The sequence below is a fragment of the Intestinimonas massiliensis (ex Afouda et al. 2020) genome, from assembly GCF_001244995.1.
GTDB lineage: Bacteria > Bacillota > Clostridia > Oscillospirales > Oscillospiraceae > Intestinimonas > Intestinimonas massiliensis.
In genome coordinates, this window is the sequence record NZ_LN869528.1 from 347,037 (window position 1) to 362,011 (window position 14,975).

Consider the following 14,975-nt stretch of genomic DNA (forward strand, 5'->3'; position numbering starts at 1 on the left):
AGGATTACTTGGAATACAACTCGACGATCAGATGCTCCTCGATGGGCAGGTCGATGTCCTCCCGTGCGGGGAAGGCCACCACCTTGGCCGTGAGCGTATTCTGGTCAAAATCGAGCCACTTGGGAGCGGGACGGGAGCCGTTGGCCTCCAGGGAGCCCTTGAACTTATCCAGACTGCGGCTGGAATCCTTCAGAGCGATGACTTCGCCGGGCTTCACCAGGTAGGAGGGGATATCCACCTTCTTGCCGTTGATGGTGAAGTGGCCGTGACGGACGAGCTGACGGGCCTCGGGCCGGCTCATGGCGAAGCCCAGGCGGTAGATCACGTTGTCCAGACGGGTCTCCAGAATGGACAGCAGGTTCTCGCCGGTGACGCCCTTCTTGGCGTTGGCCATCTCATAGTACTTGCGGAACTGGCTCTCCAGCACGCCGTAGTAGCGGCGGGCCTTCTGCTTCTCACGAAGCTGCATGCCGTACTCGCTCATCTTCTTGTTCCTCGCGTTGCCGTGCTGGCCGGGCGCGAAGGGGCGGCGCTCAACGGCGCACTTGTCGGTATAGCAGCGGTCGCCCTTCAGGAACAGCTTCTGGCCTTCCCGACGGCACTTGCGGCAGACCGCTCCGGTATCTCTTGCCATATTCTTACCTCCTCTAAATCAGACGCGGCGGCGCTTGGGCGGGCGGCAGCCATTGTGGGGGATGGGCGTCACGTCCTTGATGAGGGTGACTTCCAGGCCCACGGCCTGCAGCGCGCGGATCGCGGCCTCACGGCCGGAACCGGGGCCCTTCACGTACACTTCCACGCTCTTGAGTCCATGCTCCATCGCGGCCTTGGCGGCAGTCTCAGCAGCCGTCTGGGCGGCGAAGGGGGTGGATTTCCGGGAGCCGCGGAAGCCCAGGCCGCCGGAGGAGGCCCAGCTCAGGGCGTTGCCCTGGGTGTCGGTCACAGTGACCATGGTGTTATTGAAGGAAGAGCGGATATGCACGGCGCCCTTCTCGATATTCTTACGCTCGCGGCGCTTACGCACCACTTTTTTGCCCTTGGTATTCGCAGCCATTGTTCATATCCCTCCCTTACTTCTTCTTGTTGGCAACCGTGCGCTTCGGACCCTTGCGGGTACGGGCGTTGGTCTTGCTGCGCTGGCCGCGGACCGGCAGGCCCTTGCGGTGACGGATGCCGCGGTAGCAGCCAATCTCGGTCAGGCGCTTAATGTCCATCGCCACGTCGCGGCGCAGGTCGCCCTCCACGGTATAGCTGTTGGCGATGACCTCGCGCAGCTTCGCCTCGTCGGCGTCGGTCAGGTCTTTTACCCGGGTGTCGGGATTGATCCCGGCTTCCTTCAGGATTTTGTTGGCGCTGGTGCGCCCGATGCCGTAGATATAGGTGAGGCCGATCTCGACTCTCTTATCCTTCGGCAGGTCAATGCCGGCAATACGTGCCATATTTCTTCAGCGCCTCCTTTAACCTTGTCTCTGCTTGTGCTTGGGGTTTTCGCAAATGACCATGACTTTGCCCTTGCGCTTGATGATCTTGCACTTCTCGCACATGGGCTTCACGGACGGTCTAACTTTCATGTCATAAACCTCCTGAATGCCTTGATGGCCCCGGCGGTCAGCGGGCAAGGCCCTGTGCCGCCGGTCGTTTTTGGGTCGTCAGCGGTCTTATTTCGACCGCCAGGTGATCCGGCCCCGGGTCAGATCATACGGCGACATCTGCACCGTTACCTTGTCCCCAGGCAGAATTCGAATAAAATTCATGCGGAGTTTTCCAGAGATGTGGGCCAGGATGATGTGCCCGTTTCCGATGTCCACATGGAAGGTGGTGTTGGGCAGAGCCTCGGTGACGACACCTTCCAGCTCGATCATGTCGCTTTTTGCCAAGCCTAATTCCCTCCTTGGTCTCTACCTAACTCGTCCCGGAAGGCGCCCAGCGCCCTCCGCAGCTCCCGGTCGGACACCGGCTGGCCGCTCTTCAGCTTCTGGACGGCCGGATGCCCGGATGCGCCCAGCGGCGACACATGGCCGCACTTTTTGCGCTTGGGCGACGCCACTCTGCGCCGCTTTCCGTCGGCCAGCAGCAGGTGCTCCCCCTGCGCGCCGATCACGCAGAAGAGCCCCTGTTTGTCGTGCCCGGCCAGGGAGCGGACGATCTGCCCCACGTCATACATAAGGGCTGTCTCCGATGGGGGTGAGCAGCTCCGGCTCTCCCTCGGTGATGAGGATGGTGTTCTCGTAATGGGCGGCCAGCGAGCCGTCCACGGTGACGGTGGTCCACTTGTCCTTCAGGACCCGGACCGGCCAGTCGCCGGCATTCACCATGGGCTCCACCGCGATGACCATACCCGGCAGCAGCCTGGCCCCGTGTCCCGCGGGTCCGAAGTTGGGGACCTCCGGGGGCTCGTGGAGCTTGGCGCCCACGCCGTGGCCCACGAAGTCCCGCACCACGGAGTAGCCATGCTTTTCCACATACTGCTGCACCGCGTGGGAAATGTCGGAGACCCGATTGCCCTGCCGCGCCATTTTGAGCCCCTCAAAGAAGCTCTGGCGAGTGACCTGGATCAGGTCCATGGCCGCGTCGCTCACCTTGCCGCAGGGGAAGGTGGCGCAGCAGTCGCCGTGGAAGCCCTCCAGATAGGCGCCCACGTCCACGCTGACGATATCGCCCTCCATCAGCTTCCGGTGGTCCGGAATGCCGTGGATGACCACATCGTTGATGGAGATGCAGGCGGAGCCGGGATAGCCCCCATAATTCAGAAAGGAGGGCTCTGCCCCGTGGGAACGGATAAAGTCCCGGACGGCGTGGTCAATCTCCAGGGTGGTGACACCCGGTTCGACCATGGAGCCGGCCAGCGCACGGGCCTGAGCCGTCAGGGCGCCGGCCCGGCGCATCAGCTCGATCTCGCGGGGGGATTTTAAGGAAATCATGTTCAATGGGCGGCCTCCAGAGCCCTTTCGATGGCCTTCGTCGTCTCCTCAATGGTGCCCAGATCGCCGGGCACGGTGCGGAGCTTGCCGCGCTTCTCATAGAAGTGCTTCAAAGGCTCGGTCTCCTCGTGGTAGACCGTCAGCCGGGCGCGTACCGTCTCCGGCTTGTCGTCGTCGCGCTCGATGAGGGCGCCGCCGCAGGCATCACAGACGCCCTCGGCCTTGGGAGGCTTGGTTTCCACATGGAAGGGGGTACCACAGTGGGTGCAGACCCGGCGGCCGTCCATGCGCTTGACAATGGCCTCGTCGGAGACCTCCAGGGAGATGACAGCGTCAAAGAGGACGCCGGCCTCCTCCAGAGCCTCGGCCTGGGCGATGGTGCGGGGCACCCCGTCCAGGATAAAGCCATTGGCGCAGTCCGCCTCTTCCAGCCGCTCCCGGATGATTCCGATGATGACCGCATCGGGGACCAGCTTGCCCGCGTCCATGAAGGCCTTGGCCTTCCGGCCGATGGGCGTGCCCGCCTTGACGGCGGCCCGGAGGATGTTTCCGGTGGAGATGGTCGGGATGGCCAAATCCTTGGAGAGGATCTCGGCCTGGGTGCCTTTTCCGGCGCCTGGAGGTCCCAGCAGAATCAGTTTCATTCCCCCAGCACCTCCTTACTCCAAAAAGCCCTTGTAGTGGCGCATCAGCATCTGGGCCTCCATGGCCTTCACGGTCTCGAGAGCCACGCCCACGACGATGATGATGGAGGTGCCGCCGATGGCCAGGTTGCTGTAACCGAAGATATTACCGGTCACGATGGGCAGGATGGCGATGACGGACAGATACAACGCCCCGAACAGGGTGATCTTGTTGAGCACCTTTTGAATAAAGTCGGCGGTGGGCTTGCCCGGCCGGAAGCCGGGGATGAAGCCGCCGTTCTTCTTCAGGTTGTTGGCCACCTCGATGGGGTTGAACTGGATGGTGGAATAGAAGTAGCTGAAGCCCAGGATCAGCAGGAAGTAGATAATGATATAGGCCACGCCGCTGGTGTCAAACAGCTTCAGGAAGCCGCCCCAGAAGCCCTCGCTGTCCACGGTCTTACCGGCAAACATGCCGATGGTGGCCGGCAGCGCAGCGATGGACTGGGCGAAGATGATGGGCAGCACGCCGGACATGTTCACCTTCATGGGGATGTGGCTGGCCTGGCCGCCGTACATCTTCCGGCCCACCACGCGCTTGGCGTACTGGACGGGGATGCGGCGCTCGGCATTCTGGATGAAGACGATAAAGACGATCAGGGCCAGCATGCCGATGATGATGACAGGGATAAAGGCGGGGTGCAGCAGGCTCTTCTGATAGGCGGCGATTTGTTCCGCCGTCCAGTTCAGGCTGCTCATCTGCTCGGTGGTCAGAGGGTTGAGCCAGCGGGTGACGCCGGTATACATGCTCATGACCATGGACGGACCGCGGGAGACGATACCGGCGAACAGGATGATGGAGATGCCGTTGCCGATACCGAACTCGGTGATCTGCTCACCCAGCCACATGATAAAGGCGGAGCCGGCCACGAAGGACGCCACGATGACCACACCGGCCCAAACGCCGTTCATGTCGCCCAGGTCCAGCAGGCCGTTGGCCTTGATGAGGGTGTAGTAGCCGAAGCCCTGAAGCAGTGCAATACCCACGGTGGTGTAGCGGGTGATGGCCGCAATCTTCTTCCGGCCCTCCTCGCCGCCGTCCTTCTGGAGACGCTCCAGGGCGGGGATGGCGACGGTGAGGAGCTGGATGATGATGGAGCTGTTGATATAGGGCTGGATGGACAGTGCGAATACCGTTGCCGTACTGAAGCTGCCGCCGCTCATGGCGTTCATCAGGCCGAAAATGGTGCCGCTCATACTATCCAGATAGGTCCCCAGCGCCTGGGTGTCCACGAAGGGCACGGGCACGGCGGAACCCAGCCGGAAAATCAGCAGAGCAAAGACGGTGAAAAGGATCTTCTTGCGCAGCTCTTCAATTTTCCAGGCGTTTTTGATGGTCTGGATCACGTCAGACCACCTCCGCCTTTCCGCCGGCAGCCTCGATCTTCTCCTTGGCGGAGGCGGAGAACGCGGTGGCGCGGACCGTCAGCTTTTTGCTGACGCTGCCGTTGCCCAGGATTTTCACGCCATATTCGCACTTGGAAAGGATACCCTTTTCCAGCAGATCGCAAACATTGACGGTAGCGCCGTCCTCAAATTTATTCAGGGCAGAGACGTTGACGATCTCCAGGGGCTTGGCAAAGATGTTGTGGAAGCCCCGCTTGGGGATACGGCGGGCCAGAGGCATCTGGCCGCCTTCGAACCCGACGCGGACGCCGCCGCCGGAGCGGGCCTTCTGGCCCTTGTGGCCGCGGCCGGCCGTCTTGCCGTTGCCGGAACCGTGGCCCCGGCCCTTCCGGTAGTTGCTCTTCACAGAGCCCTCAGCCGGAGACAGATCATGCAGATTCATGGTGCGCACCTCCTCACTTTTCCTCGGTCACCTGCAGAAGGTAACCGATGTGGGCGATCTTGCCGCGCGTGGCCTCATTGTCGGGCTGCACGGTGGTGTCGCCGATCTTACGAAGCCCAAGAGCCTCGGCAGTCGCCTTATGCTTGGCGATGCGGCCGTTCAGGCTCTTGACCAGCTTAATGTTCAGCTTAGCCATGGTTCAAGCCCTCCTTAACCTACGATTTCTTCCACGCTCTTGCCGCGGATACGGGCGATCTCCTCGGGACCGCGGAGAGCCTTCAGGCCCTCGAAGGTCGCGGAGACCACGTTCTGCGGGTTGTTGGAGCGCAGGCACTTGGCGCGGATGTCCCGGATGCCGGCCGCTTCCATGACGGCGCGGACGGGGCCGCCGGCAATGATGCCGGTACCGGGGGCGGCGGGCTTCAGAAGCACGCGGCCAGCGCCGAACTCACCGATCACCTCGTGGGGGATGGTGGTGCCGGAGCGGGTGATGGTGCACATGTTCTTCTTGGCGTCCTCGATGCCCTTGCGGATGGCCTCGGGCACCTCGGCGGCCTTGCCGGTGCCGAAGCCGACCCGGCCCTTCTCGTCGCCCACTACCATCAGAGCGGCAAACTTCATCACGCGGCCGCCCTTGACGGTCTTGGACACGCGGTTCAGAGAAACGAGCTTCTCGGTGAACTCGCTGGGTTCTCTTTCAAATCTAGCCATGTTCGTTTTCTCCTCCCCTTAAAATTCCAGGCCGCCCTCGCGGGCGCCCTCAGCCAGAGCAGCGACCCGGCCGTGGTAGACATAGCCGCCGCGGTCGAACACCACGGTGGTGATGCCGGCGGCCTTGGCGCGCTCGGCCACCATCTGGCCCACCTGCTTGGCGGCGTCAGACTTGGTGCCGTCGCACGCGAAGCCCTTCTCCAGGGAAGAGGCGGAGACCAGGGTCTTGCCCGCCACATCGTCGATGATCTGGGCATAGATGTTGGTCTCGCTGCGGAACACGTTCAGACGGGGACGCTCGGGCGTGCCGGAAATTTTGGAACGCACGCGCTTATGGCGCTTAAGCCGCTGGGCGTTGGTATTCGGTCTCTTGATCATTTAGGCACACCTCCTTATTTCTTCTTGACGCCGGTCTTGCCTTCCTTGCGGCGGATGACCTCGTCAGTGTATTTGATACCCTTGCCCTTATAAGGCTCGGGGGGACGTTTCTCTCTGACCTCGGCGGCAAACTGGCCCACCTTCTGCTTGTCAGCGCCGGAGATGATGATCTTGTTGGGGTTGGGCACGTCGATGGTGATGCCCTCGGGCTCTTCCATGGTGACCTGGTGAGAGAAGCCGATGTTCATGACCAGCTTCTTGCCGTCCTTGGCCACACGGTAGCCGACGCCGTTGACGTCCAGCTCCTTCTTAAAGCCCTCGGTCACGCCCACCACCATGTTGTGCAGCAGGGTGCGGGTCAGGCCGTGGAGGGAGCGGTTCTCCTTCAGGTCGTTGGGCCGGGTCACATGCAGCTCGCCGCCCTCCTGGGTGAGGGTCATGGCGGAGCTGAGCTTCTGGGTGAGGGTGCCCTTGGGGCCCTTCACGGTCACCAGATTGTCGTCGCCGATCTTGACTTCCACGCCGGCGGGGACAGAGATGGGCGTTCTTCCGATTCTAGACATTTCTCTCTCCCTCCCTTACCACACGAAGGCCAGGACTTCACCGCCGACATGGGCTGCACGGGCAGCCTTGTCGGTCATGACGCCCTTGGACGTGGACACGATAGCGATACCCAGACCACGCAGGACGCGGGGGAGCTCTTCGGCTCCGGCGTAGACCCGCAGGCCGGGCTTGGAAACACGGCGAAGGCCGGTGATGACCTTCTCCTTGCCGGGCAGGTACTTCAGGGTGATGCGGATGACGCCCTGCGTACCGTCGTCGATGAGCTGGAAGTTCTTGATATAGCCTTCCTCCAGCAAGATCTGCGCGATGGACTTTTTCATGTTGGACGCGGGAACGTCCACGGTGTCATGCTTCGCGTTGTTGGCGTTGCGGATGCGGGTGAGCATATCCGCAATGGGGTCCGTGATGTGCATGAGTGTTACCTCCTATCAGAGTTACGGGCCTTTGAAAGGGCCCGTTAAGGCGGCAAGGTATCGGAGTCTGCGGCTCCGACCTGTTAACCGTCCTGCCGTGGGATGTTCAAAAACACGGGGGAAGGCGGGCTGGTGTTACCAGCTCGCCTTTTTGACCCCGGGAATCTGACCTTTGTAAGCCAGCTCGCGGAAGCAGATACGGCAGATGCCGTAGTCCCGCAGGTAGGCGTGGGGGCGGCCGCAGATCTTGCACCGGTTGTAGCGCCGGGTGGAGAACTTGGGCTCAGCCTGCTGCTTGAGGATCATGGATTTCTTAGCCATTTTGGGTTCTCCTCCTTACTTCGTGGCGAAGGGCGCGCCGACCAGGGTCAGCAGCTCCTTGGCCTCTTCGTCGGTCCGGGCAGTGGTGGTGATCACGATGTCCATGCCCCGGATCTTGTCGATCTTGTCGTATTCGATCTCGGGGAAGATGAGCTGTTCCTTGATGCCCATGGCGTAGTTGCCGCGGCCGTCAAAGGCGTTGGGGTTGATGCCGCGGAAATCGCGGACACGGGGCAGGGCCACATTGAACAGGCGGTCCAGGAACTCCCACATGCGGTCGCCGCGGAGGGTGACCTTCGCGCCGATGTTCATGCCCTCGCGGAGCTTGAAGTTGGCAACGGACTTCTTGGCCTTGGTAATGATGGCCTTCTGGCCGGTGATGGTGGTCAGGTCGCTGACGACGGCCTCCAGCACCTTGGAGTTGTCCCGGGCCTCGCCGCAGCCGCAGTTGACCACGATCTTGTCCAGGCGGGGGATCTGCATGGGGCTCTTGTAGCCGAACTTCTGCATCAGAGCAGGAGCGACTTCATCCTGATACTTTTTCTTCAGGTTGGGCATTTTCTCAGACATGTTAGATCTCTCCTCCTCTCTCAGATTTCAGCGCCGCACTTCTTGCAGACGCGGACCTTCTTGCCGTCGGCCAGAGTCTTGTGGGCGGGCCGGGTGGGCTTGTCGCACTTGGGACACACCCGCATGACCTTGCAGGCGTAGATGGGGGCCTCGCGCTTGATGATGCCGCCCTCTTCGCCCTGCTTGCGGGGCTTCTGGTGGCGGGAGATGACGTTGACCTTCTCCACGATGACCTTGCCGTCCTTGGGCATGACCGTCAGGACCTTGCCCTTCTTGCCCTTGTCCTTGCCGGACAGGACGATCACGGTGTCATCCTTACGAATGCTCATATTCTTCATTGTTCTCTCCTACCCCCTTACAGCACTTCGGGAGCCAGGGACAGGATCTTCATGTAATCCTTGTCGCGCAGCTCGCGGGCCACGGGCCCAAAGATACGGGTCCCTCTGGGGTTCTTGTCGTCCTTGATGAGCACGGCGGCGTTGTCGTCGAAGCGGACATAGCTGCCGTCGGCGCGGCGGACGCCGCGGGCGGAGCGGACGATGACGGCCTTGACGACCTCGCCCTTCTTCACGGTGCCGCCGGGCTGGGCCTTGCGGACGGAAGCCACGACCACGTCGCCGATGTTGCCGAACTTACGCTTGGAACCACCCAGTACCCGGATGGTCTTAATCTCTTTGGCGCCGGTATTATCGGCCACCTTCAGGTAGGACTCCTGCTGAATCATAACGGCACCTCCTTACTTCGCTTTTTCGATGATCTCGACGACGCGCCACCGCTTGTCCTTGGACAGGGGGCGGGTCTCCATGACCCGCACGCGGTCGCCGATGCCACACTCGTTGTTCTCGTCATGGGCCTTCAGCTTGTAGGTGCTCTTGACGATCTTTTTATACAGGGGGTGGGCCACACGGTCGGCGATGGCCACCACCACGGTCTTATCCATCTTGTCCGAGACAACCAGGCCGACTCTGGTCTTGCGGGAAGAAGTTCTGTTTTCCATGTTCTATTTCCTCCTTCTTATCGGCCTGCGAGCTGCTGCTCACGGATCATGGTTTTGACTCGGGCAATGTCTTTCTTGACCTCCGCAATGCGGACGGGGTTGTCGAGCTGATTGGTGGCGTGCTGGAGCCGGAGCTGGAACAGGTCCTTCTTCAGTTCCACCAGCTTGCTGTCCAGCTCGGCGGCGGACATCTTGCGTACCTCAGTTGCCTTCATCATTATTCACCACCATTCTCGGTCTCGGCGGTCTCTTTCGCCACGATCTTGCACTTGACGGGCAGCTTGTGGGAAGCGAGACGCAGGGCCTCACGGGCGATCTCTTCAGAGACGCCCGCAATCTCGAACATGACGCGGCCGGGCTTGACCACAGCCACCCAATACTCGGGGGAGCCCTTACCGGAACCCATGCGGGTCTCGGCAGGCTTCTCGGTCACCGGCTTGTCAGGAAAGATCTTGATCCAGACCTTACCGCCACGCTTGGTGTAGCGGGTCATGGCGATACGGGCGGCCTCGATCTGGTTGGAGGTGATCCAGGCGGGCTCGGTGGCCTGCAGGCCAAACTCACCATAGGTAACGGTGTTACCGCGGGTGGCCTTACCCTTCATGCGGCCGCGGTGGACGCGGCGGTATTTGACTCTCTTAGGCAGCAGCATTAGTTGGCGCCTCCTTCCTTAGGAGTGGCGGGAGCGGCGGGACGGGGGGCCGCCGGCCGGTTGTTGTTGGGGCGGAAGCCCTGGCCGGCTGGACGCTGGCCACCGAAACCGCCCTGGGGACGCTGGCCGCCGAAGCCGCCCTGGCGCTGACCGCCGAAGCCGGGCTTCCGGTCGCCGAACTTCCGGTCGCCATCGCGGCGGCGGGGACGGTCGGGACGCTCCTTAAAGTTCTTGGTGTCCAAGGTGCGGGGGGTGGTCCGCAGGGCCTGGGAGAGGATCTCGCCCTTGTAGATCCACACCTTCACGCCGATGCGGCCGTAAGTGGTGGCAGCCTCGGCAAAGCCGTAGTCGATGTCGGCGCGGAGGGTCTGCAGGGGGATGGTGCCGTCGTGATAGTGCTCGGTGCGGGCAATCTCGGCGCCGCCCAGACGGCCGGACACCTGGGTCTTGATGCCGCGGGCGCCCATGCGCATGGCGCGGCCCATGGCGTTCTTCATGGCCCGGCGGAAGCCGATGCGCTTTTCCAGTTGCTGGGCGATGTTCTCGGCCACGAGCTGGGCGTTCATATCCGGGCTCTTGACCTCCACGATGTTGAGGGCCACGCTCTTGCCGATCATCTTCTCCACCTGCAGGCGGATGCGCTCGATCTCGGTGCCGCCCTTGCCGATGACCACGCCGGGACGGGCACAGTGCAGATAGATGCGCACCTTGGCGCTGTCCCGCTCGATCTCGATCTTCGGGATGCCGGCGGAATACAGGGTCTTCTTCAGGTAGCTGCGGATCTTGTTGTCCTCGACCAGCAGGTCGCCCACTTTTTCATTGCGGGCATACCAGCGGGAGTCCCAATCCTTGATAACGCCCACGCGCAGGCCGTGGGGATTGACTTTCTGTCCCATTGATTCTGCCTCCTCCCTTAGCGTTCTGCCACCACGATGGTGACGTGGGATGTTCTCTTGTTGATCCGATAGGCGCGGCCCTGAGCCCGGGGCATGATGCGCTTGATGATGGGGCCGGGGTTGGCGAAGGTCTCGGACACATAGAGCTTCTCGGGGTCCATGCCGTGGTTGTTCTCGGCATTGGCCGCGGCGCTCTTGAGGAGCTTGAGCAGAGGCTCGGAGGCGGCCTTGGGGGTGTTCATCAGGATCGCGGTGGCCTGAGCCACGCTCTTCCCACGGATGAGGTCGCACACGATGCCGACCTTGCGGGGAGAGATGCGGACATAATTCAGATGTGCTTTGGCTTCCATGTTTCTCTCTCCTCCTTACTTACCGGACTTGGCGCCCGCATGGCCGCGGAAGGTGCGGGTGGGGGCGAACTCGCCCAGCTTATGGCCCACCATATCCTCGGTGACGTAGACGGGCACATGCTTGCGGCCGTCGTGGACGGCGAAGGTGTGGCCGACGAAGGAGGGGAAAATGGTGGAGGCACGGCTCCAGGTCTTGAGGACCTTCTTCTCGCCGTTCTTGTTCATTTCATCGACCCGCTTGAGCAGCTCGGGGGCGCAAAACGGGCCTTTCTTGATGCTTCTAGACATGTTTTACTACCTCCTTACTTGCTGTTGCGATGCTTGACGATGAACTTCTCGGTACGGCTCTTCGTCTTGCGGGTCTTGTAGCCCAGGGCCGGCTTGCCCCAGGGAGTGACCGGGCCGGGACGGCCGACCGGGCTCTTGCCCTCGCCGCCGCCGTGGGGGTGGTCGTTGGGGTTCATGACGGAGCCGCGGACGGTGGGCCGCCAGCCCATGTGGCGCTTGCGGCCGGCCTTGCCGATCTGGACGTTGCCGTGGTCGGTGTTGCCCACCTGGCCGATGGTGGCCTTGCACTCCTCGCGGACATAGCGGACCTCGCCGGAAGGCAGACGGACCTGAGCCATGCCGTTCTCCTTGGCCATGAGCTGGCCGGCCACGCCGGCAGCCCGGACGAGCTGAGCCCCCTTGCCGGGGTAGAGCTCGATGCAGTGGATCATTTCGCCCACGGGGATGTTGGCGATGGGCAGGCAGTTGCCGGGCAGGATGTCGGCGTCGGGGCCGGTCATGATGATGTGGCCGGCCTTCAGCCCCACAGGAGCCAGGATATAGCGGCGCTCGCCGTCCTCGTACTCGATGAGAGCGATGTTGGCGGAGCGGTTGGGATCGTACTGGAGGTTGATGACGGTGGCCTTCCCCTCCTTGTCCCGCTTGAAGTCGATGATGCGGTACTTCTTCTTGTTTCCGCCGCCGCGGTGGCGGACGGTGATGCGGCCATAGCTGTTGCGGCCGGCATTCTTTTTCAGGTTCTCGGTCAGGCTGCGCTCGGGTTTCGCCTTCTTGTCAATGCCCTCGAAGGCGCTCACCGTCATGTGGCGGCGGGAGGGCGTCGTGGGCTTAAAAGTCTTAATAGCCATTCTTCGTTATCCTCCTTACACCATGCCTTCGAAGAACTCGATGGTCTTGGAATCCTCGGTCAGGGTGACCATGGCCTTCTTCCAGGAGGGACGGCGGCCGGCGGGGTAACGGCCGGTGCGCTTCTCCTTGCCCTGCATGTTCAGGGTGTTCACCTTGGCGACCTTCACGCCGAAGATCTCTTCGACCGCCTTGGCGATCTCGATCTTGTTGGCGTCCTTGGCCACCTCAAAGGTGTAGCGCTTGATGTCGCCCTGCGCCATGGACTTCTCGGTGATGATGGGGCGCTTGATGATATCGTAAGCAGTAGCGGCCATTACTGGAACACCTCCTCGATGACGGCCAGGGCAGCCTTGTCCACGATGAGCTGCTTAGCCTTCAGGATGTCATACACGTTGATGAGCCGAGCGGGGCTGGTCTCCACGCCGGGGATGTTCCGGGCGGACTTGACCACGTTCTCGTTGACCTCGTTGGTCACCATGAGGGCCTTGGAGGCGCCCACCGCGCTCAGGAAAGCGGCGACGTTCTTGGTCTTGACCTCAGGCAGGGTCATGTCGTCCACCACCAGCACGTTGCCCTCGGCAGCCTTGGCGGAGAGGACGGACTTCAACGCCAGGCGCTTCACCTTCTTGTTGAGGGTGTAGCGGTAAGAGCGGGGCTTGGGGGCGAACACGATACCACCGTGGGTCCACTGGGGGGCCCGGGTGGAGCCCTGACGGGCGCGGCCGGTGCCCTTCTGGCGGTAAGGCTTCTTGCCGCCGCCGGAGACCTCGGCGCGGGTGAGGGCGGACTGGGTGCCCTGCCGGCAGTTAGACAGGTGGTTCTTCACCACGTCGTGGACGACGCTCTCATTGGGCTCGATGCCGAAAATGGCGTCGGAGAGGTCGATCTCGCCGACCTGCTTGCCGGCCATGTTGTATACGTTTGCTTTAGGCATTTCGTCTCTCTCCTTTCCTTACTTTCGGGCCGAAGCCTTCTGGGGATTCCGTCCGGATGCCTTCTGCGGGTTGGCGCTGATGCCGGCGGCGCCCTTCTTCTCGATGATGGTCTTGGCGGTGTTGCGCACGAACACCAGGCCGCCCTTGGGCCCGGGGATGGCGCCGCGCACGGCGATGATGCCCAGCTCGCTGTCCACCTTCACCACGTCCAGGTTCATGACGGTGACCTGCTCGGCGCCCATGTGGCCGGCGCCGATCTTGCCTTTGAAGATCCGGCTGGGGTCGGTGCCGGAGCCCATGGAGCCCGCGTGACGGTGGACGGGGCCGGTACCGTGGGACTCCTTCAGGCGGTGGGCGCCGTGGCGCTTCACCACGCCGGCGTAGCCCTTACCCTTGCTGATGCCGGTGACGTCCACATGGTCGCCCTCTGCAAAGGTGTCCACCTTCACCTCGTCGCCCACGTTCAGGTCGGCGGCGTTCTTGAGCTGGAACTCCTTGAGGACCTTCTTGGCGGACACGCCCGCCTTCTTCAGATGGCCCAGTTCAGGCTTGGTGAGCTTCTTCTCCGCCACGTCCTCGTAACCGAGCTGCACGGCTTCGTAGCCGTCTTTCTCCGCGGTCTTCTTCTGCACCACGGTGCAGGGGCCCGCCTCGATGACGGTGACCGGGATCACGTGGCCGGCCTCGTCGAAGATCTGCGTCATGCCGACCTTCTTGCCGATGATGGCCTTTTCCATTTGACTTCCTCCTTAATAAAGGTTATTGGTCGGGCGAGTTGACCATTGGGGGGTCATTGCTCGGCCGACTTGACCCGCCTGCCTCAAAACGCGGCAGGCTGCGGGTACAACGAAAGGATGCGCGGGGCTTACAGCTTGATCTCGATCTCGACGCCGGCGGGGAGCTCCAGGGCCATCAGGGCCTCCACGGTCTTGGGGGAGGGCTTGATGACGTCGATGAGGCGCTTGTGCGTGCGGCGCTCGAACTGCTCACGGGAGTCCTTATACTTGTGTACGGCGCGCAGGATGGTGACGACTTCCTTCTTGGTGGGCAGGGGCACGGGGCCGGACACGGTGGCGCCGGTGCGCTTGGCGGTCTCCACGATCTTCTCGGCGGACTGGTCGATGAGCTGATGATCGTAGGCCTTGAGACGGATGCGGATCATTTCCTTGTGAGCTGCCATGGTTTGTTCCTCCTTAAAAACGTACAAAGTGATGCCGTTCCTCGCTTTGTACGGCGAGAAATCTTTTGAACACTCTCCCGTGCGTATCATTCCGTGGCATGAATAAAACCGGCGCACTCCAAAGCCGGCCGGTCCCATTCAAGCACAGCGATATACGCTGAGCGCCAAGGATTCCTCAGCCGCCCGATTCACGGACATACTCCGCGGAAGTTACCTCATTCCTGAGCAATCTCCCGCATCATCGCAGACTGCGCCCTAAATAGGCGCTTGATTATGATATAACAACCAGGCCCCAAAGTCAAGCACAAATTGAACAAAATTCGCTTGCCTTTTCTGTTTTCCGGCCAGCGCTACGCATACAGCCGCCCCGGCGACACAGGTTCCATGTCGCCGGGGCGGTCCGTTGGCTCATCTTAACGTTTTTGACCATCGCGGGAGCATCGCAGGAAACGCTTCGCCCGGCTCAGCTCCTTCGGGG

General features: G+C 62.0%; 30 protein-coding genes. All 30 read right to left on the reverse strand.

Translation table 11 applies throughout. The annotated features are described in order from the left end of the window. Positions 1-4: 4 nt before the first annotated feature. Positions 5-634, reverse strand: coding sequence for a 30S ribosomal protein S4 (rpsD, locus tag BN2154_RS01875; RefSeq protein ID WP_050617175.1), 630 nt, complete (start codon positions 632-634; stop codon positions 5-7). Positions 635-652: 18 nt separating this feature from the next. Continuing rightward, entirely contained in the window at positions 653-1,054 is a 402-nt protein-coding gene (rpsK, locus tag BN2154_RS01880) for a 30S ribosomal protein S11 (protein WP_050617176.1), read from the reverse strand. 16 nt (positions 1,055-1,070) lie between these two features. Further along, positions 1,071-1,439: a 30S ribosomal protein S13 gene (gene rpsM, locus BN2154_RS01885; protein WP_050617177.1), complete on the reverse strand. Its 369-nt coding sequence runs from the start codon at positions 1,437-1,439 to the stop codon at positions 1,071-1,073. Positions 1,440-1,457: 18 nt separating this feature from the next. Then, positions 1,458-1,571, reverse strand: a complete 114-nt coding sequence (gene rpmJ / locus BN2154_RS01890; protein ID WP_006573428.1) for a 50S ribosomal protein L36 — start codon at positions 1,569-1,571, stop codon at positions 1,458-1,460. 87 nt (positions 1,572-1,658) lie between these two features. Continuing rightward, the gene (gene infA, locus BN2154_RS01895; protein WP_050617178.1) at positions 1,659-1,877 is read right to left on the reverse strand and encodes a translation initiation factor IF-1; all 219 of its coding nucleotides are present in this window, start codon (positions 1,875-1,877) and stop codon (positions 1,659-1,661) included. 2 nt (positions 1,878-1,879) lie between these two features. Further along, positions 1,880-2,164 carry a KOW domain-containing RNA-binding protein gene (locus tag BN2154_RS01900; RefSeq protein ID WP_050617179.1) on the reverse strand — a complete coding sequence of 95 codons (285 nt, stop codon included), beginning with the start codon at positions 2,162-2,164 and terminating at the stop codon, positions 1,880-1,882. Beyond that, a complete protein-coding gene (gene map / locus BN2154_RS01905; RefSeq protein WP_050617594.1) occupies positions 2,157-2,921 on the reverse strand; it encodes a type I methionyl aminopeptidase in 765 nt (254 codons plus the stop codon). The genes BN2154_RS01900 and map overlap by 8 nt, the downstream gene beginning before the upstream one ends. A 2-nt stretch (positions 2,922-2,923) precedes the next feature. Further along, entirely contained in the window at positions 2,924-3,565 is a 642-nt protein-coding gene (locus BN2154_RS01910; RefSeq protein ID WP_050617180.1) for an adenylate kinase, read from the reverse strand. Positions 3,566-3,580: 15 nt separating this feature from the next. Next, complete coding sequence (gene secY / locus BN2154_RS01915; protein WP_050617181.1) at positions 3,581-4,951, reverse strand: preprotein translocase subunit SecY; 1,371 nt, start codon at positions 4,949-4,951, stop codon at positions 3,581-3,583. Between the two features lies 1 nt (position 4,952). After that, positions 4,953-5,393 carry a 50S ribosomal protein L15 gene (gene rplO, locus BN2154_RS01920; RefSeq protein ID WP_050617182.1) on the reverse strand — a complete coding sequence of 147 codons (441 nt, stop codon included), beginning with the start codon at positions 5,391-5,393 and terminating at the stop codon, positions 4,953-4,955. Positions 5,394-5,406: 13 nt separating this feature from the next. After that, positions 5,407-5,589, reverse strand: a complete 183-nt coding sequence (gene rpmD / locus BN2154_RS01925) for a 50S ribosomal protein L30 (protein WP_050617183.1) — start codon at positions 5,587-5,589, stop codon at positions 5,407-5,409. A gap of 14 nt (positions 5,590-5,603) precedes the next feature. Then, positions 5,604-6,104: a 30S ribosomal protein S5 gene (rpsE, locus tag BN2154_RS01930; protein WP_050617184.1), complete on the reverse strand. Its 501-nt coding sequence runs from the start codon at positions 6,102-6,104 to the stop codon at positions 5,604-5,606. An 18-nt stretch (positions 6,105-6,122) separates the two neighbouring features. Further along, positions 6,123-6,482, reverse strand: coding sequence for a 50S ribosomal protein L18 (gene rplR / locus BN2154_RS01935; RefSeq protein WP_050617185.1), 360 nt, complete (start codon positions 6,480-6,482; stop codon positions 6,123-6,125). Positions 6,483-6,496: 14 nt separating this feature from the next. After that, on the reverse strand, positions 6,497-7,045 hold the full coding sequence (gene rplF / locus BN2154_RS01940) for a 50S ribosomal protein L6 (protein ID WP_050617186.1): 549 nt from the start codon (positions 7,043-7,045) through the stop codon (positions 6,497-6,499). Between the two features lie 15 nt (positions 7,046-7,060). Next, complete coding sequence (gene rpsH, locus BN2154_RS01945; protein WP_050617187.1) at positions 7,061-7,459, reverse strand: 30S ribosomal protein S8; 399 nt, start codon at positions 7,457-7,459, stop codon at positions 7,061-7,063. Positions 7,460-7,594: 135 nt separating this feature from the next. Then, positions 7,595-7,780 carry a type Z 30S ribosomal protein S14 gene (locus tag BN2154_RS01950; RefSeq protein ID WP_006573415.1) on the reverse strand — a complete coding sequence of 62 codons (186 nt, stop codon included), beginning with the start codon at positions 7,778-7,780 and terminating at the stop codon, positions 7,595-7,597. 15 nt (positions 7,781-7,795) lie between these two features. Continuing rightward, the gene (gene rplE / locus BN2154_RS01955; protein ID WP_050617595.1) at positions 7,796-8,338 is read right to left on the reverse strand and encodes a 50S ribosomal protein L5; all 543 of its coding nucleotides are present in this window, start codon (positions 8,336-8,338) and stop codon (positions 7,796-7,798) included. A 32-nt stretch (positions 8,339-8,370) separates the two neighbouring features. Beyond that, entirely contained in the window at positions 8,371-8,688 is a 318-nt protein-coding gene (gene rplX, locus BN2154_RS01960; protein ID WP_050617188.1) for a 50S ribosomal protein L24, read from the reverse strand. A 17-nt stretch (positions 8,689-8,705) separates the two neighbouring features. Next, positions 8,706-9,074 carry a 50S ribosomal protein L14 gene (gene rplN / locus BN2154_RS01965; protein ID WP_050617189.1) on the reverse strand — a complete coding sequence of 123 codons (369 nt, stop codon included), beginning with the start codon at positions 9,072-9,074 and terminating at the stop codon, positions 8,706-8,708. Positions 9,075-9,086: 12 nt separating this feature from the next. Then, entirely contained in the window at positions 9,087-9,347 is a 261-nt protein-coding gene (gene rpsQ, locus BN2154_RS01970) for a 30S ribosomal protein S17 (RefSeq protein ID WP_050617190.1), read from the reverse strand. 17 nt (positions 9,348-9,364) lie between these two features. Continuing rightward, positions 9,365-9,562, reverse strand: a complete 198-nt coding sequence (gene rpmC / locus BN2154_RS01975; protein WP_050617191.1) for a 50S ribosomal protein L29 — start codon at positions 9,560-9,562, stop codon at positions 9,365-9,367. Positions 9,563-9,564: 2 nt separating this feature from the next. Further along, the gene (gene rplP, locus BN2154_RS01980; protein ID WP_050617192.1) at positions 9,565-9,999 is read right to left on the reverse strand and encodes a 50S ribosomal protein L16; all 435 of its coding nucleotides are present in this window, start codon (positions 9,997-9,999) and stop codon (positions 9,565-9,567) included. Then, entirely contained in the window at positions 9,999-10,895 is an 897-nt protein-coding gene (gene rpsC, locus BN2154_RS01985) for a 30S ribosomal protein S3 (protein ID WP_050617193.1), read from the reverse strand. The genes rplP and rpsC overlap by 1 nt, the downstream gene beginning before the upstream one ends. A gap of 17 nt (positions 10,896-10,912) precedes the next feature. Next, the gene (rplV, locus tag BN2154_RS01990; RefSeq protein WP_050617194.1) at positions 10,913-11,245 is read right to left on the reverse strand and encodes a 50S ribosomal protein L22; all 333 of its coding nucleotides are present in this window, start codon (positions 11,243-11,245) and stop codon (positions 10,913-10,915) included. A 15-nt stretch (positions 11,246-11,260) separates the two neighbouring features. Beyond that, the gene (gene rpsS / locus BN2154_RS01995; protein ID WP_050617195.1) at positions 11,261-11,533 is read right to left on the reverse strand and encodes a 30S ribosomal protein S19; all 273 of its coding nucleotides are present in this window, start codon (positions 11,531-11,533) and stop codon (positions 11,261-11,263) included. A 14-nt stretch (positions 11,534-11,547) separates the two neighbouring features. Beyond that, positions 11,548-12,381 (reverse strand): 50S ribosomal protein L2, encoded by an 834-nt coding sequence (gene rplB, locus BN2154_RS02000; RefSeq protein ID WP_050617196.1) that lies wholly within the window; start codon positions 12,379-12,381, stop codon positions 11,548-11,550. A 15-nt stretch (positions 12,382-12,396) separates the two neighbouring features. Continuing rightward, positions 12,397-12,696: a 50S ribosomal protein L23 gene (rplW, locus tag BN2154_RS02005; protein ID WP_050617197.1), complete on the reverse strand. Its 300-nt coding sequence runs from the start codon at positions 12,694-12,696 to the stop codon at positions 12,397-12,399. Continuing rightward, positions 12,696-13,316 (reverse strand): 50S ribosomal protein L4, encoded by a 621-nt coding sequence (gene rplD / locus BN2154_RS02010; RefSeq protein ID WP_050617198.1) that lies wholly within the window; start codon positions 13,314-13,316, stop codon positions 12,696-12,698. The genes rplW and rplD overlap by 1 nt, the downstream gene beginning before the upstream one ends. A gap of 18 nt (positions 13,317-13,334) precedes the next feature. Next, positions 13,335-14,054, reverse strand: a complete 720-nt coding sequence (rplC, locus tag BN2154_RS02015; RefSeq protein ID WP_050617199.1) for a 50S ribosomal protein L3 — start codon at positions 14,052-14,054, stop codon at positions 13,335-13,337. 128 nt (positions 14,055-14,182) lie between these two features. Next, positions 14,183-14,497, reverse strand: coding sequence for a 30S ribosomal protein S10 (gene rpsJ / locus BN2154_RS02020; RefSeq protein ID WP_050617200.1), 315 nt, complete (start codon positions 14,495-14,497; stop codon positions 14,183-14,185). Positions 14,498-14,975 lie beyond the last annotated feature (478 nt).

Bases quoted from the DNA above. Each gene is read 5' to 3' on its own strand.
- rpmD (WP_050617183.1), bottom strand. From the start codon at position 5,589: ATGGCTAAGCTGAACATTAAGCTGGTCAAGAGCCTGAACGGCCGCATC.
- map (WP_050617594.1), bottom strand. From the start codon at position 2,921: ATGATTTCCTTAAAATCCCCCCGCGAGATCGAGCTGATGCGCCGGGCC.
- rpsH (WP_050617187.1), bottom strand. From the start codon at position 7,459: ATGCACATCACGGACCCCATTGCGGATATGCTCACCCGCATCCGCAAC.
- rplF (WP_050617186.1), bottom strand. From the start codon at position 7,045: ATGTCTAGAATCGGAAGAACGCCCATCTCTGTCCCCGCCGGCGTGGAA.
- BN2154_RS01950 (WP_006573415.1), bottom strand. From the start codon at position 7,780: ATGGCTAAGAAATCCATGATCCTCAAGCAGCAGGCTGAGCCCAAGTTC.
- rplR (WP_050617185.1), bottom strand. From the start codon at position 6,482: ATGATCAAGAGACCGAATACCAACGCCCAGCGGCTTAAGCGCCATAAG.
- rplX (WP_050617188.1), bottom strand. From the start codon at position 8,688: ATGAAGAATATGAGCATTCGTAAGGATGACACCGTGATCGTCCTGTCC.
- rplN (WP_050617189.1), bottom strand. From the start codon at position 9,074: ATGATTCAGCAGGAGTCCTACCTGAAGGTGGCCGATAATACCGGCGCC.
- rplD (WP_050617198.1), bottom strand. From the start codon at position 13,316: ATGCCTAAAGCAAACGTATACAACATGGCCGGCAAGCAGGTCGGCGAG.
- rplE (WP_050617595.1), bottom strand. From the start codon at position 8,338: ATGCCCAACCTGAAGAAAAAGTATCAGGATGAAGTCGCTCCTGCTCTG.
- rplP (WP_050617192.1), bottom strand. From the start codon at position 9,999: ATGCTGCTGCCTAAGAGAGTCAAATACCGCCGCGTCCACCGCGGCCGC.
- rpsJ (WP_050617200.1), bottom strand. From the start codon at position 14,497: ATGGCAGCTCACAAGGAAATGATCCGCATCCGTCTCAAGGCCTACGAT.
- rplB (WP_050617196.1), bottom strand. From the start codon at position 12,381: ATGGCTATTAAGACTTTTAAGCCCACGACGCCCTCCCGCCGCCACATG.
- BN2154_RS01910 (WP_050617180.1), bottom strand. From the start codon at position 3,565: ATGAAACTGATTCTGCTGGGACCTCCAGGCGCCGGAAAAGGCACCCAG.
- rpsD (WP_050617175.1), bottom strand. From the start codon at position 634: ATGGCAAGAGATACCGGAGCGGTCTGCCGCAAGTGCCGTCGGGAAGGC.
- rpmC (WP_050617191.1), bottom strand. From the start codon at position 9,562: ATGAAGGCAACTGAGGTACGCAAGATGTCCGCCGCCGAGCTGGACAGC.
- rpsC (WP_050617193.1), bottom strand. From the start codon at position 10,895: ATGGGACAGAAAGTCAATCCCCACGGCCTGCGCGTGGGCGTTATCAAG.
- rpsQ (WP_050617190.1), bottom strand. From the start codon at position 9,347: ATGGAAAACAGAACTTCTTCCCGCAAGACCAGAGTCGGCCTGGTTGTC.
- BN2154_RS01900 (WP_050617179.1), bottom strand. From the start codon at position 2,164: ATGTATGACGTGGGGCAGATCGTCCGCTCCCTGGCCGGGCACGACAAA.
- rpmJ (WP_006573428.1), bottom strand. From the start codon at position 1,571: ATGAAAGTTAGACCGTCCGTGAAGCCCATGTGCGAGAAGTGCAAGATC.
- rpsK (WP_050617176.1), bottom strand. From the start codon at position 1,054: ATGGCTGCGAATACCAAGGGCAAAAAAGTGGTGCGTAAGCGCCGCGAG.
- rpsE (WP_050617184.1), bottom strand. From the start codon at position 6,104: ATGGCTAGATTTGAAAGAGAACCCAGCGAGTTCACCGAGAAGCTCGTT.
- rplO (WP_050617182.1), bottom strand. From the start codon at position 5,393: ATGAATCTGCATGATCTGTCTCCGGCTGAGGGCTCTGTGAAGAGCAAC.
- rplW (WP_050617197.1), bottom strand. From the start codon at position 12,696: ATGGCCGCTACTGCTTACGATATCATCAAGCGCCCCATCATCACCGAG.
- rpsM (WP_050617177.1), bottom strand. From the start codon at position 1,439: ATGGCACGTATTGCCGGCATTGACCTGCCGAAGGATAAGAGAGTCGAG.
- rplV (WP_050617194.1), bottom strand. From the start codon at position 11,245: ATGGAAGCCAAAGCACATCTGAATTATGTCCGCATCTCTCCCCGCAAG.
- rplC (WP_050617199.1), bottom strand. From the start codon at position 14,054: ATGGAAAAGGCCATCATCGGCAAGAAGGTCGGCATGACGCAGATCTTC.
- rpsS (WP_050617195.1), bottom strand. From the start codon at position 11,533: ATGTCTAGAAGCATCAAGAAAGGCCCGTTTTGCGCCCCCGAGCTGCTC.